Annotated in this window: 24 protein-coding genes; 12 read left to right on the top strand and 12 right to left on the bottom strand. The window is 69.5% G+C overall.

Annotated elements, in window-relative coordinates; genetic code table 11:
* Window positions 1-29: 29 nt before the first annotated feature.
* Genes ORI60_RS17020 through ORI60_RS16995 form a run of 6 tightly spaced genes read left to right on the top strand, consistent with a single transcriptional unit; the run spans window position 30 to window position 4,944 of the window.
* Window positions 30-620, top strand: a complete 591-nt coding sequence (locus ORI60_RS17020; protein WP_266038314.1) for a nucleotidyltransferase family protein — start codon at window positions 30-32, stop codon at window positions 618-620.
* Complete coding sequence (locus tag ORI60_RS17015) at window positions 583-831, top strand: BON domain-containing protein (RefSeq protein ID WP_030476731.1); 249 nt, start codon at window positions 583-585, stop codon at window positions 829-831. Before ORI60_RS17020 ends, ORI60_RS17015 begins: the two co-directional genes overlap by 38 nt.
* Window positions 828-1,550, top strand: a complete 723-nt coding sequence (locus ORI60_RS17010; RefSeq protein ID WP_266038313.1) for a metallophosphoesterase family protein — start codon at window positions 828-830, stop codon at window positions 1,548-1,550. Before ORI60_RS17015 ends, ORI60_RS17010 begins: the two co-directional genes overlap by 4 nt.
* Window positions 1,547-3,304 carry a thiamine pyrophosphate-requiring protein gene (locus tag ORI60_RS17005; protein WP_266038312.1) on the top strand — a complete coding sequence of 586 codons (1,758 nt, stop codon included), beginning with the start codon at window positions 1,547-1,549 and terminating at the stop codon, window positions 3,302-3,304. Before ORI60_RS17010 ends, ORI60_RS17005 begins: the two co-directional genes overlap by 4 nt.
* Window positions 3,301-4,251, top strand: coding sequence for a TIGR03557 family F420-dependent LLM class oxidoreductase (locus tag ORI60_RS17000; protein ID WP_266038311.1), 951 nt, complete (start codon window positions 3,301-3,303; stop codon window positions 4,249-4,251). The genes ORI60_RS17005 and ORI60_RS17000 overlap by 4 nt, the downstream gene beginning before the upstream one ends.
* 27 nt (window positions 4,252-4,278) lie before the next feature.
* Complete coding sequence (locus tag ORI60_RS16995; RefSeq protein ID WP_266038310.1) at window positions 4,279-4,944, top strand: DUF6766 family protein; 666 nt, start codon at window positions 4,279-4,281, stop codon at window positions 4,942-4,944.
* Between the two features lie 79 nt (window positions 4,945-5,023).
* On the opposite strand, the gene tuf is transcribed toward ORI60_RS16995, so the two are convergent.
* Complete coding sequence (tuf, locus tag ORI60_RS16990; RefSeq protein ID WP_266038308.1) at window positions 5,024-6,205, bottom strand: elongation factor Tu; 1,182 nt, start codon at window positions 6,203-6,205, stop codon at window positions 5,024-5,026.
* Window positions 6,206-6,413: 208 nt separating this feature from the next.
* Window positions 6,414-7,283 (bottom strand): LysR family transcriptional regulator, encoded by an 870-nt coding sequence (locus ORI60_RS16985; protein WP_266038307.1) that lies wholly within the window; start codon window positions 7,281-7,283, stop codon window positions 6,414-6,416.
* A 70-nt stretch (window positions 7,284-7,353) separates the two neighbouring features.
* Here ORI60_RS16985 and ORI60_RS16980 point away from each other — a divergent pair, with 70 nt between their 5' ends.
* The 5 genes from ORI60_RS16980 to ORI60_RS16960 all read left to right on the top strand — a co-directional run bounded on the left by ORI60_RS16980 (window position 7,354) and on the right by ORI60_RS16960 (window position 11,045).
* Window positions 7,354-8,349, top strand: coding sequence for an FAD-binding oxidoreductase (locus ORI60_RS16980; protein WP_266038305.1), 996 nt, complete (start codon window positions 7,354-7,356; stop codon window positions 8,347-8,349).
* A gap of 5 nt (window positions 8,350-8,354) precedes the next feature.
* The gene (locus ORI60_RS16975) at window positions 8,355-8,975 is read left to right on the top strand and encodes a response regulator transcription factor (RefSeq protein WP_266038304.1); all 621 of its coding nucleotides are present in this window, start codon (window positions 8,355-8,357) and stop codon (window positions 8,973-8,975) included.
* A gap of 70 nt (window positions 8,976-9,045) precedes the next feature.
* Window positions 9,046-9,408: an ATP-binding protein gene (locus tag ORI60_RS16970; RefSeq protein WP_266038303.1), complete on the top strand. Its 363-nt coding sequence runs from the start codon at window positions 9,046-9,048 to the stop codon at window positions 9,406-9,408.
* A gap of 16 nt (window positions 9,409-9,424) precedes the next feature.
* Window positions 9,425-10,450 (top strand): PAS domain-containing sensor histidine kinase, encoded by a 1,026-nt coding sequence (locus tag ORI60_RS16965; protein WP_266038302.1) that lies wholly within the window; start codon window positions 9,425-9,427, stop codon window positions 10,448-10,450.
* 211 nt (window positions 10,451-10,661) lie between these two features.
* Window positions 10,662-11,045 (top strand): STAS domain-containing protein, encoded by a 384-nt coding sequence (locus ORI60_RS16960; protein ID WP_266038300.1) that lies wholly within the window; start codon window positions 10,662-10,664, stop codon window positions 11,043-11,045.
* An 18-nt stretch (window positions 11,046-11,063) separates the two neighbouring features.
* Here the strand turns inward: ORI60_RS16960 and ORI60_RS16955 are convergent, their stop codons facing one another.
* The 7 genes from ORI60_RS16955 to ORI60_RS16925 form a co-directional block, all read right to left on the bottom strand.
* Complete coding sequence (locus tag ORI60_RS16955; protein WP_266038299.1) at window positions 11,064-12,209, bottom strand: glycosyltransferase; 1,146 nt, start codon at window positions 12,207-12,209, stop codon at window positions 11,064-11,066.
* A 21-nt stretch (window positions 12,210-12,230) separates the two neighbouring features.
* A complete protein-coding gene (locus ORI60_RS16950) occupies window positions 12,231-13,307 on the bottom strand; it encodes a nucleotide disphospho-sugar-binding domain-containing protein (RefSeq protein WP_266038298.1) in 1,077 nt (358 codons plus the stop codon).
* A 37-nt stretch (window positions 13,308-13,344) separates the two neighbouring features.
* Window positions 13,345-13,860: a TetR family transcriptional regulator gene (locus ORI60_RS16945; protein ID WP_266038297.1), complete on the bottom strand. Its 516-nt coding sequence runs from the start codon at window positions 13,858-13,860 to the stop codon at window positions 13,345-13,347.
* A 63-nt stretch (window positions 13,861-13,923) separates the two neighbouring features.
* Window positions 13,924-14,844, bottom strand: a complete 921-nt coding sequence (locus ORI60_RS16940; RefSeq protein ID WP_266038294.1) for a hypothetical protein — start codon at window positions 14,842-14,844, stop codon at window positions 13,924-13,926.
* 143 nt (window positions 14,845-14,987) lie between these two features.
* The gene (locus ORI60_RS16935) at window positions 14,988-17,747 is read right to left on the bottom strand and encodes a helix-turn-helix transcriptional regulator (RefSeq protein WP_266038293.1); all 2,760 of its coding nucleotides are present in this window, start codon (window positions 17,745-17,747) and stop codon (window positions 14,988-14,990) included.
* Window positions 17,748-17,833: 86 nt separating this feature from the next.
* Window positions 17,834-18,763 (bottom strand): LCP family protein, encoded by a 930-nt coding sequence (locus ORI60_RS16930; RefSeq protein ID WP_266038291.1) that lies wholly within the window; start codon window positions 18,761-18,763, stop codon window positions 17,834-17,836.
* On the bottom strand, window positions 18,760-19,266 hold the full coding sequence (locus ORI60_RS16925; protein ID WP_266038290.1) for a SigE family RNA polymerase sigma factor: 507 nt from the start codon (window positions 19,264-19,266) through the stop codon (window positions 18,760-18,762). The genes ORI60_RS16930 and ORI60_RS16925 overlap by 4 nt, the downstream gene beginning before the upstream one ends.
* 162 nt (window positions 19,267-19,428) lie before the next feature.
* On the opposite strand from ORI60_RS16925, the gene ORI60_RS16920 reads away from it, so the two are divergent.
* A complete protein-coding gene (locus tag ORI60_RS16920) occupies window positions 19,429-21,042 on the top strand; it encodes a ricin-type beta-trefoil lectin domain protein (RefSeq protein WP_266038288.1) in 1,614 nt (537 codons plus the stop codon).
* A 38-nt stretch (window positions 21,043-21,080) separates the two neighbouring features.
* On the opposite strand, the gene ORI60_RS16915 is transcribed toward ORI60_RS16920, so the two are convergent.
* The 3 genes from ORI60_RS16915 to ORI60_RS16905 all read right to left on the bottom strand — a co-directional run bounded on the left by ORI60_RS16915 (window position 21,081) and on the right by ORI60_RS16905 (window position 24,956).
* Window positions 21,081-23,285 carry a type I restriction-modification system subunit M/S gene (locus ORI60_RS16915; RefSeq protein WP_266038287.1) on the bottom strand — a complete coding sequence of 735 codons (2,205 nt, stop codon included), beginning with the start codon at window positions 23,283-23,285 and terminating at the stop codon, window positions 21,081-21,083.
* Window position 23,286: 1 nt separating this feature from the next.
* Window positions 23,287-23,907: a hypothetical protein gene (locus ORI60_RS16910; protein WP_266038286.1), complete on the bottom strand. Its 621-nt coding sequence runs from the start codon at window positions 23,905-23,907 to the stop codon at window positions 23,287-23,289.
* A 245-nt stretch (window positions 23,908-24,152) separates the two neighbouring features.
* The gene (locus tag ORI60_RS16905; protein WP_266038285.1) at window positions 24,153-24,956 is read right to left on the bottom strand and encodes an SAM-dependent methyltransferase; all 804 of its coding nucleotides are present in this window, start codon (window positions 24,954-24,956) and stop codon (window positions 24,153-24,155) included.
* Window positions 24,957-25,004: the final 48 nt, after the last annotated feature.

The raw sequence follows: 25,004 nt of genomic DNA, 5'->3' as shown, positions 1-25,004 counted from the left end.
GTCGCTCTTCGGCGGGTAGCCGGGAGTGCATGAGCGGACTGCAGGACGAGCTGCTGCGGACGTTGGTCAAAGTCGCCAACGCTTTACGTGGCGCGGAGATTCCCTTCGCGCTGACAGGCGGATGTGCGGGATACGCGCGCGGAGGGCCGGCGAGCGAACACGACGTCGACCTCCTGGTGCGCCCGGAGGACGCCACGGAGGCCGTGCGCGTGCTGGTGAAGCGCGGGCTTCGCGCCGCCGAGCCGCCGGAGGACTGGCTGCTCAAGGTCTACGACGGTGACTCGCTGGTGGACCTGCTGTTCCGGCCGAACGAGCGCATCGTCACCGACGAGATCCTCGCGATGGCCGAGGAGATGCCGGTCGGCTCGGTGATGCTGCCGGTGATGCCGGCGACGTTCGTGCTGAGCAGCAAGCTGCTGGTGCTGGACGGCCATCGCTGTGACTTCAGCGAGCTGCTGCCGTTCGCCCGTGCGCTGCGAGAACAGATCGATTGGGAGCAGGTGCGCGAGGAGACCAAGGAGTCGCCTTACGCCGAAGCGTTCCTGATGCTCATCGAACGCCTCGACATCATCGGGAGAAGCCATGAGTTCCGAGCAGTACCTGGCGGCAAATCTGCGTAGGGCGGTGGCCGAGGACCCCCGGACCGCCGAACTCGGCGTGCGCGTCACCGTGCGCGGCGATCACGTGATGCTCTCCGGCGACGTGGCCTGCGCTGAACGCAGGGCGGCGCTGGAGGAGGTCCTGCACGAGGCCGCCCCCGAGCTGACGATCTTCAACGACGTGCGCGTGACACCTGCGGGCGAACCGGAGGGTGAGGAGGACCTGCGATGATCCGAGTCGCTGCGGTCGGGGACATCCACCTCGGCGAGGACATGCGCGGGCATCTGCGGCCGGCGTTGGAGAAGGTCGGCGAGCACGCGGACATCCTGCTGCTGGCCGGTGACCTGACCCGGCACGGCACGGTCGTCGAGGCCGAGGTGGTCGCGGACGAGTTCGCGGACCTGCCGGTGCCCGTGGTCGCCGTGCTGGGCAACCACGACCACCAGGACGACAAGCCCCTCGAAGTCACCAAGACGTTGCAGGACAAGGGCATCCACGTGCTGGAGGGCACGACGTTCACCCACCGGGTCAACGGCTGCTCGATCGGCATCGCGGGTGTGAAGGGGTTCGGCGGCGGGTTCGCGGGCAAGTGCGGGAGCGCGTTCGGCGAGCGCGAGATGAAGGCGTTCATCCAGCACACCTGCGACATCGCGGAGAACCTCCAGCAGGCCCTGTCGGAGCTGGACACCGACATCAAGGTCGCCCTGACGCACTACGCGCCCGTGCCGGACACGTTGCGCGGCGAACCGCCGGAGATCTACCCGTTCCTCGGCTCGTACCTGCTCGGCGAGGCCATCGACGCGACGGGCACGCATCTCGCCGTGCACGGTCACGCGCACTTCGGCACCGAGCACGGCATGACGCCGGGCGGGGTGCGTGTCCGCAACGTCGCGCAGCCGATCATCCGGTCCGCCTACACGGTCTACGTGCTGGAGGGGAACCCTTCATGACCGTCGGGGACTTCATCGTCCAACGCCTGCGCGACTGGGGTGTGAAGCAGGTGTTCGCGTACCCCGGCGACGGCATCAACGGGATCGTGGCGGCGTTCGGCAAGGCGGACAACGAGCCGAGGTTCATCCAGACCCGCCACGAGGAGATGGCCGCGTTCGCCGCGGTCGGCTTCGCGAAGTTCAGCGGTGACGTCGGCGTGTGCCTGGCCACCAGCGGTCCCGGCGCGATCCACCTGCTCAACGGTCTGTACGACGCGAAGCTCGACCACGTGCCGGTCGTCGCGATCGTCGGCCAGACCGCCCGCACCGCGCAGGGCGGCAGCTACCAGCAGGAAGTCGACCTGCACTCGTTGTTCCGCGACGTGGCCTCGTACCTGGTCGACGTGACGGTGCCCGAGCAGCTGCCGAACGCGCTGGACCGGGCGATGCGCACGGCCGCCGCCGACCGCGCGCCGGCCGTGCTGATCATCCCGAACGACGTGCAGGAGCAGGAGTACGAGGCGCCGAAGCACGAGTTCAAGTACATCCCGTCGAGCCCGCCGTCCCGCCCGGTGTCGTCCGTCGTGCCCGCGCTCGACGAGGTGCGGCGTGCGGCCGAGGTGCTCAACAGCGGCGAGAAGGTCGCGATCCTGATCGGGCAGGGCGCCCGCGACGCCGCCGAGGAGGTGCGCGCGGTCGCCGACCTGCTCGGCGCGGGCGTCGCGAAGGCGTTGCTGGGCAAGGACGTGCTGCCGGACGACCTGCCGTACGTCACGGGGTCGATCGGACTGCTCGGCACCAGGCCGTCCTACGAGATGATGCGGGACTGCGACCGGTTGCTGATCGTCGGCTCGAACTTCCCGTACTCGCAGTTCCTGCCGCAGTACGGCAAGGCGCGCGGCGTGCAGATCGACGTCGACGGCCGCGCGATCGGCATGCGCTACCCGACGGAGGTCAACCTCGTCGGCGACGCGCGGGAGTCGTTGCGCGCGCTCATCCCGTTGCTGGAGAACAAGACCGACCGCTCCTGGCGGGAGACGATCGAGGCGAACGTCGAGCGCTGGTGGGAGGTCGTCGAACGGCAGGCGCAGGTGCCGGCCGATCCCGTCAACCCGATGCGCATCGTCTCCGAGCTCTCGAAACGCCTGCCCCACAACGCCATCGTCACGGCCGACTCGGGGTCCGCGACGAACTGGTACGCGCGGCTGCTCAAGATCCGCGGCAACGTGCGGTCCTCGCTGTCCGGCACGCTGGCCACCATGGGCTGCGCCGTCCCGTACGCGCTGGGCGCCGCCTTCGCGCAGCCGAACAGGCCGCTGATCGCGCTGGTCGGCGACGGCGCGATGCAGATGAACGGCATGGCCGAGCTGCTGACGTTGCGGAGATACGGCATCCGTTGCGTCGTGTGCGTCTTCCACAACAACGACCTCAACCAGGTCACGTGGGAGCTGCGCGCGATGGGCGGGGCACCGAAGTTCGAGGAGTCGCAGACACTTCCGGACATCTCGTACGCCGCCTTCGCCCGCTCGATCGGCCTGCAGGGCATCGAGATCAACGACCCCGCGCAGCTCGGCACGGCGTGGGAGACGGCGCTCGCGTTCGACGGCTCGACCGTCCTCGACGTGCGCTGCGATCCGAACGTGCCGCCGATCCCGCCCCACGCGACGTTCGAGCAGATCAAGGACATGACCGAGGCGGTGCTGCGTGGCGACCCGGACGCCTGGGCGCTGATGACGCGCGGCCTCAAGACAAAGATCCAGGAGTTGCTGCCGTGAAACTGGGCTATTTCCTCTCTTCAGAAGAACACGGACCGCGTGAGCTGGTCAGGAACGCGAAGATGGCCGAGGAGCACGGCTTCGAGTCGCTGTGGATCTCCGACCACTACCACCCGTGGAACGACGAGCAGGGCCAGTCACCGTTCGTCTGGGGCACGATCGGCGCGCTGTCCGAGGTCGTGTCGCTGCCGATCACCACGGCCGTGACCTGCCCGACCGTGCGCATCCACCCGGCCGTCATCGCGCAGGCCGCCGCCACCGCGGCCGTGCAGACGCAGGGCCGGTTCGTGCTCGGTGTCGGCAGCGGCGAGGCCCTGAACGAGCACGTGCTGGGCGACCACTGGCCGTCCGCCGACGTGCGGCTCGAGATGCTGGAGGAGGCGATCGGCCTCATCCGCACGCTGCACCAGGGCGATGAGGTCACCCACCACGGCAAGCACTACACCGTCGAGAACGCCCGCATCTACACCTTGCCCGAGCGCCCGGTGCCGATCTACGTCTCGGCGTTCGGCCCGAAGGCGGTCCGCCTCGCGGCCCGCTGCGGCGACGGCTACGTCAGCGTCGGCCCGGCCGGCGACCTGGTCGAGAAGTACCGCGCCGAGGGTGGCCGCGGCCCGGCACAGAGCGGGCTGAAGGTCTGCTACGCGGCCTCCGAGGAGGAGGCGGTGGCGACCGCGCACCGGCTGTGGCCGAACGACGGCCTGCCCGGCGAGCTGGCCCAGGTGCTGCCGACGCCCAAACACTTCGAGCAGGCGTCGGAGCTGGTCACGCCGGAGATGATCGCGAAGTCGATGCCGTGCGGCCCGGACCCGGAGAAGTACGCGGAGAAGGTGAGGGAGTTCGCCGAGGCCGGGTTCGACGAGGTCCACGTGCAGCAGATCGGGCCGCAGCAGCAGGAGTTCTTCGAGTTCTGGGCCAAGGAAGTGGTGCCTCTGCTCGATGTTTGATGCTTTTGGCGCAGGGCACCCGGTCCTATGAGGAGTTTCCTGCGCGAGCACAGCCTGACGCTCGTCTTCGGCGGGTTGTTCCTCGCGGCGCTGGTCGGCCAGTTCTTCGCGGGCCACGCCGACTACAACGAGCGTCAGGCTGCGCTGGGTCAGCCGTTGCTGACGTTGGGTTCGTACCTGTTCTCCGCCGACTTCCTCGTCGACGTCGTGGAGAACTGGCAGTCCGAGTACCTGCAGTTCTTCCTGTACGTCACCGCCACGGTCTGGCTCATCCAGCGCGGCTCCACCGAGTCGAAGCCCGCGGAGAAGGTCGGCCACGAGACCGACGAGGAACAGCAGGTCGGCGCGTACGTCAAGAAGGACTCGCCGAAGTGGGCGAAGGCCGGTGGCTGGCGCACCGCCTTCTACTCGAAGTCGCTCGGGCTCGCGATGCTGGTGCTGTTCCTGATCTCGTGGACGCTGCAGTGGGTGGCGGGCTGGTACGCCAACAACTCCGACCCGCTGGCCGAGCAGATGGGGCTGTTCCAGTACTTCCTGAGCGCCGACTTCTGGAACCGGTCGCTGCAGAACTGGCAGTCGGAGTTCCTCGCGATCGCGTCGATGGCGATCCTCAGCGTCTACCTGCGGCAACGCGGCTCGCCCGAGTCGAAGCCGGTCGGTGCGCCGCACTCGGTGAGCGACAGGTCGGGCTGACGAAGAAGGCGCGGTGGGACAGCTGCCCCACCGCGCTCTTCAAGGCGGCGCGACCACCTTCGCGGGCCGTCGCCGCCGCCTAGGCGAGGATCTCGCCGACCGTGCCGGCGCCCACGGTCTTGCCGCCCTCGCGGATCGCGAAGCCCAGCCCGGTGTCCATCGCCACCGCCTTGCCCAGCTCCACCGTGACCTCGACGGTGTCACCTGGCAGGGCCAGCGTCCTGTCGAGCTCCACCACGCCGACGACGTCGCCGGTGCGGAAGTGGAACTGCGGGCGGTAGTTCGACGCAATCCCAGTGTGCCTGCCGCCCTCGGCGTGCGAGAGCAGGTACACGGACGCGCGGAACCGGGTGTGCGGCGCGACGCTGCCCGGCAGGGCCAGCACCTGGCCGCGCCGGACGTCACCGCGCTTCACCCCGCGCAGCAGGATCGCGGCGTTGTCCCCCGCCTGGGCCTGCCGCATGGGCTTGCCGAACGTCTCGATGCCGGTGGCCACGGACGACACGGAGTCGCCCAGGCCGAGCACCTCGACCGCGTCGCCGACGCCGAGCACGCCGCGTTCCACCGCGCCGGTCACGACGGTGCCGCGGCCGGTGATGGTCAGGACGTTCTCGATCGGCATCAGGAACGGCCCGGTGACGTCCCGCTCGGGCACCGGCACGTGCGAGTCCACGGCGTCGAGCAACGACACCACCGACTCCACCCACTCCGGGTCGCCCTGCAGGGCGCGCAGGCCGGAGACCCGCACGACCGGTGTGGCGTCGCCGTCGAAGCCGTACTGCGAGAGCAGGTCGCGGATCTCCAGCTCCACCAGGTCGAGCAGCTCCGGGTCGCTCACCGCGTCGGCCTTGTTCAGCGCCACCACCACGTACGGCACTCCCACGCGGTGCGCCAGCACCACGTGCTCGCGCGTCTGCGGCATCGTGCCGTCCTCCGCGGACACCACGAGGATCGCGCCGTCCAGCTGCGCCGCCCCCGTGATCATGTTCTTCACGTAGTCGGCGTGGCCGGGCATGTCGACGTGCGCGTAGTGACGCGTGGGCGTCTCGTACTCGACGTGCGCGATGTTGATCGTGATGCCGCGGGCCAGCTCCTCGGGCGCCCGGTCGATCCGGTCGAACGCCGTGAAGGTGGTGCCCGAAGGGTCCATTTCGGACAGAACCTTGGTGATGGCCGCGGTCAGCGTGGTCTTGCCGTGGTCGACGTGTCCCATGGTGCCGATGTTGAGGTGTGGCTTGGCACGCACGAACTCTTGCTTCATCGTCCTGTGTCCTCGGGATGTGCAGCTGGTTTCTCAGAACCGCGGACCGCTACGACCCTCCTCCAGTGGTCCTGAAGGATGGACTGGAGAAGGGTCAGAGTCGGGCGCCGGCCAGCTGTGCCGGGACGTCGGCGAGCGCGCACGCAGGAACACCTGCGAACGTGTTGCGCTCAGCCGTCAGGAACATGCGGTGATCGTGACAGGGCGGCTAGAGCGCTGTCACCTGGTTTTCCGCGAGCCCGATCAGCGCCCGCGCGGCAGGGCTGTGCGGACCCTCCGCGCGCCACGCGAACGCGAGCCTGCTGCGCGGAGAGGGATCGGTGATCCGCACGGCGTGCAGGCCGGAGACCATCGACGACGCGAGGATCGCCGGCCCGAGCCCGCGCTGAGCCAGCGTGATCACCATCGGCGGCGCGGACGCCTCGAACGCGATCCGCGGCCGTCGCGCACCGCAGGCGGCGTCCAGCGCCCCGCGCAGCCCCGTCCCCGGCGGCAGGCTGATCAACCCGCGCTCCAGCAGCTCGTCCAGTGCAACGGATTCCCTGCCGTACCAGGCATCCGAGTCCGCGACCGCGGCCACGAGCGGCTCGTCGGCCAGCACCCGGACGGACAACCCCTCCGGCTCCGCGCCCGCGTAACCGACCAGTGCGAAGTCCAGCCGTCCGTCCACAAGCGACGTGATCAGCTCGTCGGAGTTGGCCTCCGCCAACGTGATCTCGACGGCCGGGTGAGCGGAGTGGAACTCCGACAGCAGCTCGGGGAGGTCCATGATCCCGCACGACACGACCATCCCGACGCGCACGGACCCGCGCACCAGTCCGGCCATCTCCTCCACTGTCCGCCGCGCCGACTCCACCGATGCCAGCGCCGCCCTGGCGAGCGGGAGCACCGCCGCGCCCACGTCGGTGAGCGTGACCGTGCGGCCCGACCGGTCCAGCAGCGCGTGCCCGAGCTCCCGTTCCAGCCGCCGGATCTGCGCGCTGACGCCCGGCTGCGCGACGTGGACCCGTTCGGCGGCCCGCGTGAACGAGCCCGACTCCGCGACCGCCACGAAGTAATCCAGCTGGCGAAGCTCCATAACCAACGATTATAGACGGCGGTACAACTAGTTCTTGGACATATAAGCGCAGGCCAATGACCCTGGAGACATGCAGATCTTCTACCCCGGAGACGCCGGTTACGACGAGGAGCGCAGCGGCTTCCAGACCGGACTCCGCCACGAACCGCAGGTGATCTTCGCCGTGGAGACCGCGCGGGACGTCGAAGAAGCGCTCCGGTACGCCGGGAACCACGGCCACGAGTACGCGGTCCAGGCCACCGGGCACGGCCTCACCACGCCGACCACCGGCGTCCTGATCTCCACCAGGCGCATGAACGAGGTCCGGATCGACCCCGCGACCCGGACCGCGAGGGCCGAAGCCGGTGCGGTCTGGCAGCAGGTGGTCGAGAAGGCCGCGGAACACGGCCTCGCCCCGCTCAGCGGCGACGCGAGTGACGTCGGGGTCGTCGGCTACACCCTCGGCGGCGGGTTCAGCGTGCTGGCTCGGGAGTTCGGTCTCGCGAGCGACCGCGTCCGCACGACCGAGAAGACCGGTGACGTCGTCACCGCGCTGGAGTTCGAGCTCCTGCCCGTCACCGAGGTGCACGCGGGCGAGATGTTCTTCGAGGCCCGGTACGCGGAAGCGGTGTTCGAGGCGTTCCACGGCTGGGACCTGCCGGACCACGTCACGCCGGCGCTCACGACCCTCGGCGACGTCGTGCGCGTGACCTTCGCGAGCACGAAACCGTTCGACGTCGGCCATCTCCGCGTCGCGCCCGTGCTGAAGGAGGAGTTCGGCGTGAAGCCGTTCGCCCGGGCCGCCGGCAGGCCGCTGCCGCCGCACACCTACCAGGGCGACAACGTCCTGCTGGCCGACCTGCCGCTGGAAGCCCTGCACCGGGCCCGGGAGACGGCCGGGCGCTCCAGCACCGAGATCTTCCTCGGCCTGCTCCCGCTCGGCGGCGCCCTCGGCACCGGGGCCACCCACCTGCTCAAGCTCATCTCGCCGCGGCTGGGCGTCGAGGAGCAGCACGAAGAGGTGTTCGACCAGGTGCGTTCGTCCGTGGTCGGACGGTCGCGGAACTTCCGCTACGCCGTAGGCTGAACCGCATGACCCGAGTGGTTCTCGTGGAGGACCACGACATGGTCGCCGAGGCGATCGGCCTGGCCCTGGAACGCGCCGGGATCGAGGTGATCGCCCGCGCGTCCACCGTCGCGGCGGCGCTCGCGGAGACGAGCCGCGGCGAGCCCGACGTCGTCCTCCTCGACCGCAGACTGCCGGACGGCGACGGCACCGCGCTGATCGGGCAGTTCGTCGCGCTCGGGGTGAAGGTCCTGGTGCTGACCGGTGAGGCCACGGCGTCGGTCGCCGCGCGCGTCGCCGAGGCCGGTGGCGCGGGCCTGATGCTCAAGTCGGCACGGCTGGAGGACCTGGTCGACGCCGTCCGCCGGGTCGCGGCGGGCGAGGTCGTGTTCGACCCGAGGCTGCTCGCGGGCGTGCTCGACCGGCTGACCGGCCGTGTCAGCGCCACCGGCGCGACGCTCACCGCACGCGAGCGCGAGACGTTGTCGCTGCTCGCGGACGGTGCCGGTGCCGAGCAGATCTCGACGCGGCTCGGCGTCGCCCGCAACACCGCGCGCAACCACGTGCAGCACGTGCTCGACAAGCTCGGCGCGTGCTCGAAGCTGGAAGCGGTGTCCATCGCCCGCCGCGAAGGCCTGCTCGACTGATGCATCTGCACCAGCCGGCCTGAGGCAGATGCATCTGCACGAAGGGCCGACCTTGGAGCAGTGTGGTCGTGTGGCCGGAAGCGCGCTCGTCGAAGCCGTGTTCTCCCTGCCGGAGAACGACCGGCGCGGTGGTGTGGCGCTCGCCCGCGAATTCGCCCGCCGGGCCGCGCAGAGGTGTGGCTACCGCGGCCACCACGAGGACGTCGTCCTGGTCGTCAACGAACTCACCACCAACGCCGTCTGCCACGGCAGCGGCCGCCCCGTCGTGCACATCTCCGGTGGCGAGGAGCAGGTGCTGGTCGAGGTCGTGGACGACGCGGCCGCCCCACGAGCGCCCGGCTGGGGACTCCAGCTCGTCGCCGTCCTCGGTGAGAGCTGGGGCGTCCTGGAACGCGCCGGCCAGAACGTCGTCTGGTGTGAGCTGACGGCCTAGCCGCCATGATGAGGCCGTGCACCCGGACGCCTTCCGCGACACCGACCTGTTCCGGCTGCTCGTGCAGGGCGTCCGCGACTACGCGATCTTCGCGCTCGACCCGGGCGGCCACATCGCGAGCTGGAACGCCGGAGCCGCGCGGATCAAGGGGTACGCCGCCGAGGAGATCATCGGGCAGCACTTCTCGGCCTTCTACCCGCCCGAGGACGTCCAGTCCGGCAAGCCGGAGTGGGAGCTGCGGGTCGCGAAGGCCGACGGCGCGATCGAGGACGAGGGCTGGCGGGTCCGCAAGGACGGCACCCGGTTCTGGGCGAACGTCATCATCACGGCGCTCCACGACGACAGCGGTGAGCTGCGCGGGTTCGGCAAGGTCACCCGCGACATGACCGAACGGCGGCGCGCGGAGCAGCAGCTCACCGACCGGCGCCGGCTGTTCGCCCACCTGGTCGAGGCGCAGGAACGGGAACGTCAGCGCATCGCGTGGGACGTCCACGACGACACGATCCAGGCCATGGTCGCGGTCGACATGCGGCTGCAGCTGCTCGCCGGCAAGCTGCCCGCCGAGCACCGCGAAGTCGTGGAGCAGCTCGACGGCGCGGTCCGCGCCTCCATCAGCAGGCTGCGCGACCTGGTGCACCGCGTCCGCCCGCCCGGCATCGACCGCCAAGGGCTGAGGAACTCGCTGGCCGCGTACCTCGCCGACACCTCCACGGCTGCGGAGATCCGCTACGCGCTCGAACGGGAGCCGGGCGCCGACGCGGCCATCACGATCTTCCGCATCTGCCAGGAGGCGCTCACCAACGTCCGCAAGCACGCGCGAGCCTCGTCCGTCCTGCTCGACCTGTCCACGGTGGACAGGGGCTTCCTGGTCAGGGTGGTGGACGACGGCGTCGGGCTGTCCGGCCTCGACACGAACGCGGGCCACTTCGGACTGATCGAGATGCGGGAACGGGCGGAGGCCGCCGGAGGGTGGTGCACCGCGACCGGGCGGGAGAACGGGGGCACCGTCGTCGAGTTCTGGCTCCCGGACGTGCGGTCGTGATCGTGCGGGTGGCTCGTCGCCGACGACGAGCCGGACCTCGAGGTGCCTGGCCGAGGGCGTGCGCGACACCGAACTGGTCGCCGCCGTCCGGAGGTTGGCGGGCGGGTAGGTTGTGGTGGGGAAGCAACGGCCGTAACGTCGGGGATGTAGCCGGGTTCAGCAGCGTGCTCGGAGTCAGAGTCTCGTGCGCTTCGGCCACCGGGGAGTGCTGGTGAACGAAGAACAGTTCAAGGAATCACCGCTGCTGACAGTGCGTGCCGCCGAGGTGGCCGGGCTGATGGTCGTCGTGGTCGAAGGTGAGATCGACGTCGACACCGCCGACGAAGTGCTGGACGCCGTTCGTCTCGGCTTCGTCTCCGAGGGGCCCGCGCTGATCGCCGATCTCACCCTGGTCACCTTCTTCGGCTCCACCGGCATCTCGACTTTGATCTCGGCCCACGAGCTGGCCGAGGAACACGGCAGGAAGCTCCACGTCGTCGCACCGCAGCGCGCCGTCAGGAGACCGCTGCAGGTCACGGGCGTGGCCGACGTCCTCTCGCTGTACGACTCCGTCGAGGAGGCCGTGTCGGCGCTCAAACCGGTGCCCAGCGAGTAGGCACCGGTCCGCACGTCGTCAGCCGGCCAGCTCGGCCAGCTTCGGCACCACGTCGTCCGGCGACGGCATCGCGGCGATCTCCGCGGCGATGTCGGCGTTCGCGGCCCGGACTTCGTTGTCCCGCAACAACTTCCGCGCGACCTCGTGCACCGCGTCCGCGGTGAAGTCCTCACCGACGAGCCGGCCGCCCAGGCCGGTGTCCGTGACGATCTCGGCGTTGCGGAACTGGTCGGCGCCCTGCGGCAGCACGAGCTGCGGCAGGCCGTGCGTCATCGCGGCGACCGTGGTGCCGGCGCCGCCGTGGTGCACGACGAGATCTGCGTGCGCGAGCAGATCCGCCTGGGGCACCCACGGGAGCACGTGCACGTTGCCCGGCACGTCGGTCAGCACGGACGGGTCGACCTGCGGCCCGGTCGCGACCAGCACCTCGGCGTCGAGACCGGACACGCCGGCGATCGCGGTGCGCAGCACGTCCGGGTTCGAGAACGCGGTGCCGAACGTCAGGTAGACCAGCGGCCTCTCGTGCTCCACGACCCAGTCGGGCAGATCGCCCGGCTCGGCGAACGGAACCGGACGCATCGGAATTCGATTCACGTCCGCGAGGTAGGCCAGGTCCTGCAAAGACGGCGGGAAGACGTCGACATAGGTCGATCCGAGTCCGTAATGGTGCCCATTCGGCAGGGTGATGCCGAGCTCGGCGACGTACTCCAGAAGGAGGTCGCTCATTGCCTCCGGAATGAGGCTTTCGTCCATCTTGCCGAATCCGTGGCAGACCGCCGGAATCCCGGCGCGCAGGGCGGCGAGGCCCGCACCGGGGTTGATGAGCTCGAAGACGACGAGGTCCGGCTTGTCCCGTTCGAGCACCGGTTCCAGATCGTTCACGAAGGCCCTGGGCAGCACGGACCCGAAGGCGTCCACGGCGGTCTGCCGCAGCATGTCCCGGCGGAACCCGTCCGTGCCGTGCAGCGCGTTCGCCTGGCGGAACGCGTCCCAGATGCTGATGCCCGCGTCGACCACCGTGAACCCGAGCTTTTCCACGGTCGGGTGGAATCCCGGGTCGACGGCGTAGAGAACGTCATGTCCTTGCGCTCGCGCGGCGATCGCGAGCGGAAGTATCGGGTAAACGTGTCCGTGTGAGCCTAAGCTCGAGAAGAGAATGCGCACTCGGTCAGATTAGGTGCTGCTCTATTGCATCGGGAGACTTTCCCACCGTTCCGCCACGTCGTTGGGTGAAGGCATCGCCGCGATCTCGGCGCGCACCTCACCGGCGGCCCGCTGCAGCTTCGAGTCCTCGATCAGCTGGGTGAGCAGCGCCGCCGTGACCTCGCGCGGCTCGGCCCGCAACCCGGCCCCGCGCCCGGTGACCGCCGTCGCGTGCACTGTCCGGTCGCCGGGTCCCGGCTCGACCAGCTGGGGCACCCCGGCCGCGAGCGAGCCGAGCACCGTGCCCGCCCCGCCGTGGTGCACGATCCCGTCGCAGAACGGCAGCACCCGCGGCAGCGGCACCCACCCGACCGTCCGGACGTTGCCCGGCAGACCCCCGGTCCGGTCCGGACGGACCAGCACGAACTCGGCGTCCACGTCCTCGGCCGCCCTGACCACGGCCGCCATCATCCGCCCGGCACCGGGACCGGGCGCGGTGCTGCGGCTGACGAGGATGCGCGGCTTCCCGGACGGCTCGGCGAGCCACCGCGGCACCTCGCCCTCACCGCTGTACGGCGCGAACCGCATCGGCTCGCCGCCGGGGAACTCCGCGAGCGACGGCGGCGCGGTGCGCAGAACCGTTGCGGGAGAACGCACTTCGGCCTTCATCCGCGCCCCGACCGCGGCCGTCAGCTCCAGCCCGTCGAACAGCGACACGTCGTGGACGATCGACGGCACCCCCAGCGCCGACCCGGCGGCGGCGAGCGGTTCGTGCACCACGACGTCCGGGCGCCACCCGCGGGCGAACGCCTGCAGCGGCGCGGTCATCGCGTCGCCGACGCTGCCGAACATCCGCGACACGAAGTCGAGCCGGCCGCTGCCCCGCAGCTCCCTCCTGGCCACCAGCGGATGCGTGAGCATGATGCGCAGCGCGATCGGTCCGAAGCGGACGCGGGACGGCACGACGTCCTCGACCCGCAGACCGGAGTCGCGGACCCGCAGCGCCTCGCCACCCGTCGCGACCACGACCTCGTGACCCGCGTCGCGCAACGCCAGCGCCAGCGGCATCAACGGGAAGACGTGACCCAGGAGGGGAGCGGCGACTACGAGAACACGCATAGATCCAGGTTAACCACACGCGCGGAGTTGCCCCGGTCTACGGCTCGACCAGCCGCCGCACGGCCTCCTCGACGCACCGCCGCCGCTCCAGGTGGTTCGAGCACGTGCCGTTGGACCACATCGAGGCGATCGCCAGCACCAGCTGCACCACGTGCTCCGCCGAGAACCGCGACGACACCACCCCGGCCTCCTGCGCGGCCCGGACCGCCTCGACCTCGGCCACCCGGCTGACCGACCCGCGCCGCTCCAGCCGCTGCCAGGTCGCGAGCCGCGCGAACTCCGGGTGACGGTGCTGCAGGTCGTACAACCGGCCCGCGTATCCCGGCAGGTCGTGGGCGTCGAACTCCACCATGGCGGCGCCCACCACCTCCGACTGCACGGCCTCGAACAGCTCGTCCTTGCCGCCGTAGTAGTTGTAGGCGAGGCCCGCGGAGCACCGGGCGATGCGCGCGATGCGTTCCATCCGCGCCCCGGCGATCCCGTAGGCGGCGAACTCGACCAACGCGGCGTCCAGCAACCGGCGGCGGGTGCGTTCCCGATCGCGGCTGTGCATGGGACCAGGCTATGGCGAAAGGGCCGCACCCCTGAAGAGTGCGGCCCTGGTCTTGCCGGAGAACTACTTGGCCATGTCGAACCAGTTGAAGCCCTCGACCATCTGGCGGGTGGTGTCGCTGACGTAGCGCGGGCCGGTGAGCTCCCAGCGCGTCACGGTGCGGTAGGTGCCCGGCTCCAGCGACTCGTCCGCGCGGGTGTTCTCGTCGTCCTTGACCGGGATGTACTCCTTGATGGACTTCTTGGTCAGGGTGACGTCGAGCGACTCGTACGCGGACTGCGTGTAGAGGTAGTTGCCCTCACCGCTGTCGAGCGCACGGCCCGGGTCGGCCAGCTTCAGCTGGATCGTGCTGCCGTTGAACGAGCCGGTCGCGGACACGACGGTGACGATGTGGCCACCGCTGCGCTGCAACGAACCGGTGGTGGGGCCGGCCTTGTAGCGGCCGTACACGAGCTGCAGCGGGCCCTCGTTGAGCTTCTTCGCGAGCTCGCCCGCGAAGTCGGGGTTGTTGTGCGTGCTCGTCACGCCCGTGGAGGTGGTCCAGCCGGCGTCGCGGGCGGGCTTGGTGGCGATGTCCCAGGCCTTGCGCAGGTTGGTGAGGTTGGTGCCGCCGTCGTACTGGGCGTCGACGCCGATGCGCCCGATCGAGTTGGTGATGACGCTGTAGTCGGCCGGGTCCTTCGGGTTGAGGTTGCCGACCTTGGTGGTCAGCCAGCCGACCGGGGCGTCCTTCTCGTGACCCCAGTAGTGCAGGACGTTGTAGAGCGACGCGGGGCCGCAGTAGGCACCGCCGTTGTTCTCCAGGCCGGCGCGGTGCTGATCCACATCGCTGACGCCGCACTTCTTGACGTTGAAGTCGGCACCGGCCAGGTCGGAGGCGCCGACGCACGGGGGCGGCGTGCCGATGATCGGGTCGGCCACCGCGGTGGCGGGAGCGACGACGGCGGTCAGGGCGGCGGCGGCGATCAGAGCGTTGCGGATCATGTCGGTTTCCCCTTCGAGATCTTGTGTTCCCCTGCGGTGACACAAGATTCGCCGAGGCGAACCCCCAAGGGCATGAGGGGAGAACCCTCAACCCTCCGGCGGAAAAGATGGGTGTATCAGGGACACCCCCACGTCGCTCCGTCTCAGGCGAGTACGCGTGCGAGGTCCCTGCGACCTGCGATTCCGAGCTTCGTGTAGATCCGGCCGAGGTGGTTCTCGACGGTCTTCGGCGTCACGAACAGCTCCTGCGCGATCTCCCTGTTCGCCCGGCCCGCCGCCGCCAGGTCGGCCACCCGCCGTTCGGACGCCGTCAGCGCCTCCGCCCCCAGCACGACCTGCCGTCGTGGCCGGTCGCCGAGGGCCTCCAACGCCTCGGCGGCGCGGGTCTGCAGCACCGCCGACCCGCAGTCGCCCGCCAGTTCGATCGCCCTGTGCAACGGCTCCCGCGCGTCGGTCCGCCGCCTCGCCACCCGGAGGGCCTCACCCAGGTCGACCAGCGAGCGGGCGAGTTCCAGGCGTGAAGGCGAGTCCTCCAGCACGGTCACGGACTCGGTCAGCAGCTCCAGTCGCGAGTCGGGGTCGGCGTTCGAGAGCAACCGCAGAGCCGCGCCGACCTCCGTGGCCGCGCCCCACCTGCGGGCCACCTCCACCTGCTCGGCGGCCAGTTCCAGCGCGAGCTCCTGCTGGTTGAGCAGCAACGCGGCGCGCGTGGCCGGAGCGCGCCACGGGATCGTGGGTGGATCGACGTGCACCTGGTGCATCGCGTCGCGCTGGCGGTAGGCCTCGAACATCGCACGCCGTGCGTCGCCCTCGGCCAGTGCGATCAACGCGCGCACCTCGTGCAACCAGATCATCGGCATGGTCAGCCGGGCATCGGCGTGCGCACCGTCGAACGCGTCGATGAACGCGGACGCCGCCGCGACGTCGCCTCGTTCCAGGGCCGCGTAGACCGCGAAGTGCGTCGAGGTCGCGCGCAGGCTGATCACCTCGGACACCGGGTCCTCGTGCGCGACGGCGGCCAGCGCGCCCTCCGCCTCCGCCTCGACGGCCTGCATGTTGCCGCAGCGCCAGTTCAGGAACAGCGACGCGTTCGCCACCATCGCGAACTCGATCGGCGACCCGTGGGCCCGCACCTTCAACCGGGCCCGCTCGATCTCGTGCCGCGCGGTGCCGACGCCGTCCGCCGCCATCAGCGCGAGCAACGCCACGAGCCAGGCGACCATCGCGTCCGTGCTGCCTGTCGCGTCGTCCAGGTACGCGCCGTTCGCCAGCGCGCGCGTCGCCGTCGCGGCGACCTCGTCGTGCGGCCACACCTCGTAGCGGCCCATCTGAGCGAGCAGGCCGAGCAGCGTGCGTTCGTCCGGGGTGCCGCCCGCGAGGCCGGAGTAGGCGCTGAGGTGCGCGGACGCGACCTGGCGCTGGTCGGGGAGGAACGAGCGGAACACCGCCAGCCGTGCCTCCAGGTGCAGGCGCGACTCGCCGTCCGGGCGTGCCCCGATGGCCTCTTCGAGTTCCGCGATCGCCGCGGCGGGGCCTTCCAGCGCGGCCGTCGCCGAGGCCGCGGCGGCGACCAGTTCGGCGTCCGGAAGTCCCTCTGCCGCGGCCTTCAGGTGCCGGTGCGCGTTGACCGCGTCACCGAGCCGCAGCAACGCGCGCCCGAGTTCCGCGCGCAGCCCGGCGTCGGTGGGCCGTTCGTCCACCGCTCGCGTCAGATGTCCCGCCGCGGTGCGGGGGTCGCCGGCCGAGAGCAGCGTCGCCGCGGCCTTCCTCAGCACGTCCGCGGCGTTCGGCAGCGTCCCCTTGGGAGCGTGCACGAGGTGTGCGGCCACGCGGTCAGCCGGTGCGTGCGACTCCTGCAACGACTTCGCGGCCCGCGCGTGCAGCGAGGCGCGCGCGATCGGCCCGAGGCCGGTCAGGACCGCCTCGCGCACAACGGGGTGCACGAACTCCAGGTGCTCGCCGGTGACCAGCACGTTCGCCGCGGTCAACGCCTCGACGGCGGCCGGGAGGTCGGTGACCTCCGCCAGTTCCGCCGCCTGCCACGGATCGGCGTGCGTGCCGAGCACGGCGACGGCGCCCGCGAGCGCCACCGCCTCGGCCGGCAGCCTTCCCAGCGTGGCGCGGAAGACGGTGCTGGGGCCGAGCGTGCCGACCTTGCCGGCCGTCTCGGCGTCGTCCAGCGGAAGCCCGAGCGCCGCGAGCTCGTCGACCAGGACGCCGGACAGGAACGGGTTCCCGCCGCTGGCCGCGTGCAGGGCGGTGATCACCTCGGGGTGCCCGCCGACCAGGGCGCTGAGCGCGTCCGTGGTGAGCGGACGCGGCAGCAACCGGTCGGCGGACACGCTGAGCTGCGCGAGCGGCCCGAAGTTGTCCATCGGCGGTCTGGTCGCGACGACCAGCGCGATCGGCAGGTCCGCGATCCGGCGCGACAGGTAGACGAGGAACTGCAGCGACGAGTGGTCCGCCCAGTGCGCGTCGTCCACGGTGATCAGCAGCGGCCGGGTGGACGAGAGGTCCACCGCGACCCACCACAACGAGTGCAGCGTGCGGGCGAGCTCGGCCTGGCTCGGGTCGAGCGCGGCGTCGTCCAGGGCCTTCAGCGCCGCCCCGGACGGACCAGCGAGGATCTTCTCGCGCAGCTCGCCGGAGTACCGCGACACCGACCGCTCGACCATCTGCCGGACGACGCCCCACGCCATCGCGCTCTCCATGGCGTCGCCGACGGCCTGCAGCCGGCCGAACCCGCGCTCTTTGGCCAGCTCGCGACATTCGTGCACGAGCCTGGTCTTCCCGATGCCCGCACGGCCCTCGATGACGACGACGCGACCCTCACCACGGGTGGCTGCGTCCAGAGCTTCACGAATGTGCGCGATCTCGGAGTCACGTTCAAGTGGTTCGCGCACGAATTGATCGTAGCGGCCGTTTCGCGCGCTACATGCGGATCATCGGCTGCGCAGAAGAGCGACTTGATGCTCCATTGGAGTGATCGTCAACGGATGCACTCGCTGCCGCCGGAGCTGCCGCCCTGGTCCAGGGCCTTCTCGACGAACGTCCTGGCCTTGGCGGGATCGACCTCGAACCCGAACCCGGCCTCCCGCTCGACCGGCGCGTCGACGGGCAAGGTCGTCACGCTGATCCCGATCGGACCCGTGAACCGCTGCGCGAACCCCACCAGGTCCCAGCCGTCGTCCACGGTGATCGACCCGCTGACCTCGCGCGCGAGCGTGAGCGCGTTGTCCTTGGTGATCTTCGAGGCCAGATCGGCGAGGAACACCTGCTGCCGCCGGGCCCGGTCCAGGTCGCCGTTCTCCAGGCCGTGGCGCTGGCGCAGGAAGGCGAGCGCCTGGTCGCCCTGGAGCACCTGCCTGCCGGCTGGGAAGGCGGCCTTGGTGATCGGGTCGTTCGACGGCGCCTTCAGGCACACCGCGACGCCGCCGAAGAGTTCCGAGATGCGGCCGATCGCGGACATCTTCACGGCGGCGTGGTGGTCGACCTTCGCCCCGGTCGTCTTCTCGACGGCCGCGGTCAGCTTCGCGGGGGACTGGGCGAACAGGCCGTTGATCTTCTGACCGTCCACGAGGATGTCGCGTGGCAGCGACACCACCGAGACCGCCGTCCCGTCCGCCTGGAACCGGGCGAGCATCAGCGCGTCGGTGAAGTTGTGGTCGTCGAGACCGATGAGGAGCACGTTCTGCGTTTCCTGCGGCGCCGACACCGCCGGTGGCGCGGCCTCGGTCTTCTTGATCGTCATCGGGACGACCACGGCGGCGGCCGCGGCGGCCGCGGTCAGCGTCGCGACGCCGACGATCAGCCCCAGCGGCTTGCGCTTCCTCGCTTTGTGCAGGTTGGCCAGCACGGTCCGGGAGTCGACGCGCTCCTCGGCCTCAGCGGCGATGGCCTGGCGGATCAGATCGTTCATGAGTGCACCCCCAGGGTGGCGGACCGGGCGAGTTCGTGAGTGCGCAGCGTTTGCAGCGCGCGAGAGAGTTGGCTGCGCACAGTCGATTCCGTGCAGCCGAGCACCTGTGCGATCTCCGCGTCGCTGCAGTCCTCGTAGAACCGCAGCACCAACGCGGCGCGTTGCTTGCGCGGCAGGATGGCGATCCGTGCGCGCATGGCCTCGCGTTCGGCGTGCGCGTCAGCCGGGTCGGCCATCGACGGCACGTGCTTGGCGAGCTCACCGCGTTCCACGGCGATCTCCCGCGCGGCCCTGCGGTGCCGCCACGACAGGTAGTCGTTGGTCACCATGCGCTTCACGTAGAGATAGGGCGCATCCATGGCCCCGATGCGTTCCCACTTGCCCTGTGCGCGCATGAGCACGTTCTGCACGATGTCCTGCGCCAAGTGTTTGTCGCAGGTGATGGCTGTGGCGTACCCCAGCAACCGGTCCAGCCGATCAGCGACGAACTGGTCGAACCCCACGCCGCCCCCTTCTAGTCGTCAGTCGTTTGCGGAGTGGGAAACCCCCTTCGCCGCTCGATCCGCTGCATCGGCTTTTGTGGCCCGGGCCACAGATGTCTCGGTTTGGACGGATTTTGACGTGAAGTCTTTTCATGTTCATGTCCGTGGTCGAGCCTTCACCTCATGCGCATCATCCCTGCACTCGCGCTGTTGTCGCTGCTGCTCGTCCCCGTGGACGCGGCGGCCGCTCCCAACGGCAACTACTACCTGCAAAGCGCCGTGACCGGCCAGAACGCCGCCGTCTCCGGCTCGTCCGCGGTCCAGCACCGCCCCAAGGGCAACGAGGACCGCCAGCAGTTCTCCTGGAACGGCAGCACGCTGGCCGAGGGCGGCCTGTGCCTCGGCCGGGCCGGCGACGCCACCCAGATGATCAGCTGCTCCAGCCCCGACGCCCGGTGGGTGGGGCTCCTCGACGACCAGGACAGGTACCGCTTCAAGGACCCCGGCGCCGACCGCTACCTGGTCGCGTCCGGCACCGACCAGATCCGCGTCGGCACCGGCGCCGACACGTGGTTCCTCACCCCGGTCACCCCGGTCCGCGTCCAGCCCCCGGCCGATCCGCGCCTGGACGAGATGACGTTCCTGACCGCCCACAACGCCTACGCGAACGGCGTCGACGGCGGCTTCATGTTCGCCAACATCGCCCCGAACCAGTCACGCGGCATCGTGCAGCAGCTCAACGACGGCGTCCGCGGCTTCATGCTCGACATCCACCAGACCCCCGACGGCGCGATCCTCTGCCACAACAGCTGCACGGCCGTCAGCCGGCCCGTGGCGTTGAACGTCGACATCCAGCGCATCGTCGACTTCCTGAAGGCACGCCCCACCGAGATCGTCACGGTCTTCCTGGAGGACTACGTCTCCGCCGACGTCCTGCGCAACGAGCTGGCGCGCGTGAACGGCCTGGGCGACGTGCTGTTCCACGCCGAGGGCGTCCGGGAGAACGGCTGGCCGACGTTGTCGCGGATGAGGGCGTCCGGCAAGCGTTTGCTCATCTTCACCGACCACGGCCGCGACGGCCGCGAGAATTCCGGCGTGCTCTACCAGAAGGACTGGACCGTCGAGAACCACTGGTCGATGGGGTCCGGCACCGGCGCCTCCGACTGGTCCTGCTACTCGCGCTGGGGGGACAAGCCGCTCACCGCGACGGAGACAGGCTTCCGCCCGCTGTTCGTGATGAACCACTTCCGCGACGTCCCGGTGCAGGGCACCGCCGCCACGGACAACTCCAAGCTGGTCAACCGGGCCCAGCGCTTCTGCGAGCCCGCGGCCCGCAAGACCCCGAACTACCTGGCCGTCGACTTCTACCACCTCAACACGCCGTCACTCCCGGCCGAACGCCACCCGTCCGGCGCCGGACCCGTCGAGCTGTCGGCCACCCCGTCCCTCTGCCTGGACAACGACAACGGCGGCACCGCCAACGGCAACCCGGTCCAGATCTGGGGCTGCAACAACACCTACGCGCAGAAGTGGCGCGTCGTCGCCGACGGCACCATCGCCATCGCCGGCAAGTGCCTCGACGTCAGCAACAGCGGCACCACCAACGGCACGAGCGTTCAGCTGTGGGAGTGCAACGGCACGGGCGCGCAGCAGTGGCGCGTGCGGTCGGACGGCTCCGTGCAGAACCCGCAGTCGGGGCTGTGCCTGGACAACCCCGGTGCGTCGACCACGCCCGGCACGCGGCTGAACATCTGGAGCTGCAACGGTTCCGCGGCCCAGGCCTGGAAGTTCCGCTAGGACTCTTGAGTGGGCCTGCCGGTGCGGGCCCACTCATCTCAATCGCTCAGCAGAGTGCTGAACACGTTGTCGCGCAAAGTTCCTGAGGACTTCACGGCTTCCTCGTAGCGCTCGATCTGCTTCGCCAGCAGTTCCATCGTGGTCGCGATCTCACGCTGCACGCCGAGAGAAGGAAGCGAAAGCGGGAGCAGTTCCATCCGCTTGGAGTTGATGTGGGGAATGGCGGTGGAGGTGGCGACCTGCGTCGTGATCCACGCGTGCATCTCAGGAGAGTTGAGGTAGTGCACCAAATACTCCGGCGACACGCCACTCCCAGGACGTATGCGCAGGCAGCTCGGCCCGAGGATCCACCCCGCCTCGCCTTCGCTCACCAGACCGTGCCGTCCGAGCGTACCTGACCGCGCGGCCACCACGTCTCCAGCGCGGAGCAGGTACCGCTCCCACTGACCTCCTGAGGTGCGGACGGTCTGAGGATCGAGCGTGTCCAGTTCGTCGTGGCTCAAGTAACCGCGCTTGATGTTGCGTGGCAGTAGAAGTGGGATCCAACCCGGTGTGTGGACACCACGTTCGCGGACGATGTGCCCGAGTCCGACCTGGATTTCGCACACGTCGCCGAGCTTCACTTCCTGCCGGTCCTCGGCAGCGAGTTCGACGAGGCTCTCAAGCCGCGCGTCCAGGTCGCGACGCTCGGCCGCAATGCGCTCGCCGAGGTCGTCGAGGTGGCGCCATCGCGTCCTGATTTCGATGAAGTGCTCGCTGGAGCTGCGCTCCCACGGAGCAACAGGCTTTCTGACATAACGGGTTGGCTGGAGGTTGTAGTTCTGGTCGCGGATCTCCTCGAGCCGGGCGGTGTAGGAGAACCCGTCTTGCGCCGGGACCTTCTCACCGCGCTGCCACCCGCGAGACGCGTGAACGAGGCGTTCGATGTCCTCCTCGCGGAGGTGCCGGGGTCCTCGTGTCCTCTGCGTTCCGATTCCCGAGGCATCGATGAACAAGACGGAAGCTGTCGGATGCTCGTGGATGCCAGGCTTGCGCAGCAGCCATAGCGAGACAGGGATTCCGGTCGAGCTGAAGAGTCCCGGAGGCAGTGCGACGATGCCTGCGACCAGACCGCTTTCGACCATGCGGTGTCGAACCTGCTCGTCCTGCCCGCTGGTGAAGAGTGAACCGTTCGGCGCCAGCAGGGCGGCGCGTCCACCGGGCTTGAGCTTGGCGACCGCGATCTGGAGGTACGCGAGGTTCGTGCGCTTTGAGGAAGGAATCCCAAAAGGCCAACTGTCGTACTCGGCTTCGGCGGGAAGCGTTCCGCTGAAGGGTGGGTTCGTCACCACGACGTCGAACTGCTTGCCTGGGAAGGAGCCGCGCAGGAGCTGGGGCCCAGCCCGGTGGACCTGGCCCTCCAGGTCGTGCAGCAGGAGGCTCAGCACACTGATGCGGTACGACTGATCGCTCAGCGCCTGCCCGAAGAGCGAAAGGCCCGCAGCACCCGTCTTCCCCGCCGCTGTCAGCAGTTCGCCCGAGCCGCACGACGGGTCGTAGATGCTTTCACCTTCGCCTATCGCGAGGATCTTCATCATCGTCCGGACCACGGTCGGCGGAGTGAAGTGGCCGCCGGACTTGCCGAGATCGCGGTTCAGGTGTTCCAGCAGGACGTCGAAGGCCTCGCCGAAATCGACGTCGACCGGAAGTTCGGAGACCAGCCTGACCGCGGCGACCAGAGCATGTTCGTTCAGGGTGTCGTGGGTGTTGGAGAACAGATCCGAGTTCGGCCCCCATGAGAATGCACTCTGCAGCCAGTCTCGCATGGCCCATGGCGGCGCCACGACCAGTTCGGACCAGTGAACAGGCTCGGTCTTGCGGAGGTGCAGCAGCGCCATCGCGAACTGTACGGAGGACATCAGGTCCAGCTGGCCGCGCAGGACGTTCGTCAGACTCCGCAGCGTGGAGTGCATCTCTTCGCGCACGCTCGGGTCATCCGCCGCAACAGCAGTGCTCATCCCGCTGTTGCGGGTGAACCTGTCCCCGTACGTGCTGCCCGGAGCCTCATCCGGCTGCAGTCCGTTGCGAGGGATCTTGCGCTGGCTCAGCCAGTGCGCCATCTCCGCCGCGTCGAAGAGTTCCTGTCCCGCGACCACGTCGGGAACGGGGAAGTCGGCGTGCCGGGTCCGCCAGTTGCTGGCCGCACTCACTCGGACGCCGGCCAGCCTGGCTATCTCGGACAGGGGCAGTCCGTTCTTGTTCACGTCACGCTCCCTGGCGATCACGACGTTCGAGAACCTGAGGCACCGTGTCCACGGCTGCGACTTCCGTGACGAGGTCAGCGGAGATGTATCCGCACACGCGGTAGAGCACGTCGTGGTCCGCCTTCAGATCGCGGCGGTGGATCGGCTCGTGGTGCATCACGCGGTTGCGAAGCCTCAGCAGGTTCACGAGGCTGAGGTGCAGCTGGTCGCGTCGGCCGCTGTAGTGGGGGAACGCCTTGTGCAGCGCGGGCACCCACAGCGCTCGGTCGTTGGACCTGCTGGTCAGAGACACCCAGAACCCGAGGCTGAGCTGGGCGACCACGTCGTCGGCGTCAGCGCTGGCGGCCTTCTCCCGCGCTCGCTTCACCAGCAGCTGGCCGTTGCCGGTGAGCGAAGCCACCGACCACCAGTCTGGTCGGTGGAACCTGGCGTGCAGCTGATCGTGCATGGCGTTCCGGAGCCCGATCTCCGCGAGCCCGAGCAGCGGATAGAAAGCGGCGCTGACCTGGATGTTCCAGGTGTAGGCGCGCAATGCCGCCGCCTCATCACCGCCGTTGGCGGCGAGGTACGGCGAGAAACGCGCCGCGGAGAGCACCTTGATGATGCCGTTGCTCGAAGTCATCACATTCCCCCTGGATCGTGAGACCACGGCGCGACCTGCCGTGGTACGGTGCATGAGTAGGCCCCAGGTTCGCCTCTGCTTCGGCATGCCACCTGGGGCATCGTCTTTGGCGCACCCGATCCGGGATTGCCGAGTAATCGACAGCGGTGTTGTAGGAGAAACGGTAGACCGCTGTCGATCACTCGTCAAGTACGTTTGCGTACTTCAATCTGTGAACTCTGCAGTACGCATGGGTACACGGGCCGCTAGACCTTGCGGCCGATGCCCACGTAGACGTCCTGCGGGCCGCCTTCTCCGGCCGGGCCGAGTTCCGGGTGCCAGTTCGGCGCCGGGACGACGCCCGGCTGGAGCACCTCCAGGCCGGCGAACATGGGCTCGAACTCCGTGAGCGAGCGGAAGTACATCGGGTCGCGGCTGTGCTGCATGGCCTCGACGACGGCGCCCATCTCGTCCGGCTTGAAGTCGGCGGTGAGGTGCGACAGGGCGACGAGGCTGCCCTCGGGCACGGCGTCGCGGTAACGGGCGACCACCTCGGCGGGGCCCTTCTCGTCCGAGACGAAGTGCAGCACGGCGATCATGAGCAGGCCGACGGGCTGCGAGAAGTCGATCAGGTCCTTCACGACCGGGTCGGACAGGACGTCGTCCGGGCGGCACATGTCCGCCTGCACGACGCCCGCGTTGTCGTTGCCCTCCAGGATGAGCTGGCTGTGCGAGACCGCCACCTCGTCGTAGTCGACGTACACGACCCGTGCGTCGGGGTTCTCCTGCTGCACGATCTCGTGCACGTTGCCGACCGTGGGGATGCCTGAGCCGAGGTCGAGGAACTGCGTGATGCCCTGCTCCATCATCAGCAGGACGGCACGGCGCATGAACGAGCGGTTCGACGCGGCGATCGCACGGCCGTCGCGCAGGATCTGCAGCACCTTGTCGCCGACCATCCGGTCCGACGCGAAGTTGTGGCCACCTCCCAGCAGGAAGTCGTAGACGCGTGCCGCGCTGGGCACGTCCGTGTTGATTCCCGCGGGGACCCAGGAGAAAGGCTCGGCCATGCCGCAGAACCTACTCGAACGCGTGCACGCGTGTAGCGGCCCGGACCG

This window comes from Lentzea sp. NEAU-D7, assembly GCF_026242055.1.
Classification (GTDB): Bacteria; Actinomycetota; Actinomycetes; order Mycobacteriales; family Pseudonocardiaceae; genus Lentzea.
Note: the sequence above shows the minus strand (reverse complement) of the source record. Positions and strands in the feature narration are given on the sequence as shown.

Excerpts from the sequence above, each read along its gene's own strand:
- ORI60_RS17020 (WP_266038314.1), top strand. The coding sequence starts at position 30 with ATGAGCGGACTGCAGGACGAGCTGCTGCGGACGTTGGTCAAAGTCGCC.
- ORI60_RS17015 (WP_030476731.1), top strand. The coding sequence starts at position 583 with ATGAGTTCCGAGCAGTACCTGGCGGCAAATCTGCGTAGGGCGGTGGCC.
- ORI60_RS17010 (WP_266038313.1), top strand. The coding sequence starts at position 828 with ATGATCCGAGTCGCTGCGGTCGGGGACATCCACCTCGGCGAGGACATG.
- ORI60_RS17005 (WP_266038312.1), top strand. The coding sequence starts at position 1,547 with ATGACCGTCGGGGACTTCATCGTCCAACGCCTGCGCGACTGGGGTGTG.
- ORI60_RS16995 (WP_266038310.1), top strand. The coding sequence starts at position 4,279 with ATGAGGAGTTTCCTGCGCGAGCACAGCCTGACGCTCGTCTTCGGCGGG.
- tuf (WP_266038308.1), bottom strand. The coding sequence starts at position 6,205 with ATGAAGCAAGAGTTCGTGCGTGCCAAGCCACACCTCAACATCGGCACC.
- ORI60_RS16985 (WP_266038307.1), bottom strand. The coding sequence starts at position 7,283 with ATGGAGCTTCGCCAGCTGGATTACTTCGTGGCGGTCGCGGAGTCGGGC.
- ORI60_RS16980 (WP_266038305.1), top strand. The coding sequence starts at position 7,354 with ATGCAGATCTTCTACCCCGGAGACGCCGGTTACGACGAGGAGCGCAGC.
- ORI60_RS16975 (WP_266038304.1), top strand. The coding sequence starts at position 8,355 with ATGACCCGAGTGGTTCTCGTGGAGGACCACGACATGGTCGCCGAGGCG.
- ORI60_RS16950 (WP_266038298.1), bottom strand. The coding sequence starts at position 13,307 with ATGCGTGTTCTCGTAGTCGCCGCTCCCCTCCTGGGTCACGTCTTCCCG.
- ORI60_RS16945 (WP_266038297.1), bottom strand. The coding sequence starts at position 13,860 with ATGCACAGCCGCGATCGGGAACGCACCCGCCGCCGGTTGCTGGACGCC.
- ORI60_RS16940 (WP_266038294.1), bottom strand. The coding sequence starts at position 14,844 with ATGATCCGCAACGCTCTGATCGCCGCCGCCGCCCTGACCGCCGTCGTC.
- ORI60_RS16930 (WP_266038291.1), bottom strand. The coding sequence starts at position 18,763 with ATGAACGATCTGATCCGCCAGGCCATCGCCGCTGAGGCCGAGGAGCGC.
- ORI60_RS16920 (WP_266038288.1), top strand. The coding sequence starts at position 19,429 with ATGCGCATCATCCCTGCACTCGCGCTGTTGTCGCTGCTGCTCGTCCCC.
- ORI60_RS16910 (WP_266038286.1), bottom strand. The coding sequence starts at position 23,907 with ATGACTTCGAGCAACGGCATCATCAAGGTGCTCTCCGCGGCGCGTTTC.
- ORI60_RS16905 (WP_266038285.1), bottom strand. The coding sequence starts at position 24,956 with ATGGCCGAGCCTTTCTCCTGGGTCCCCGCGGGAATCAACACGGACGTG.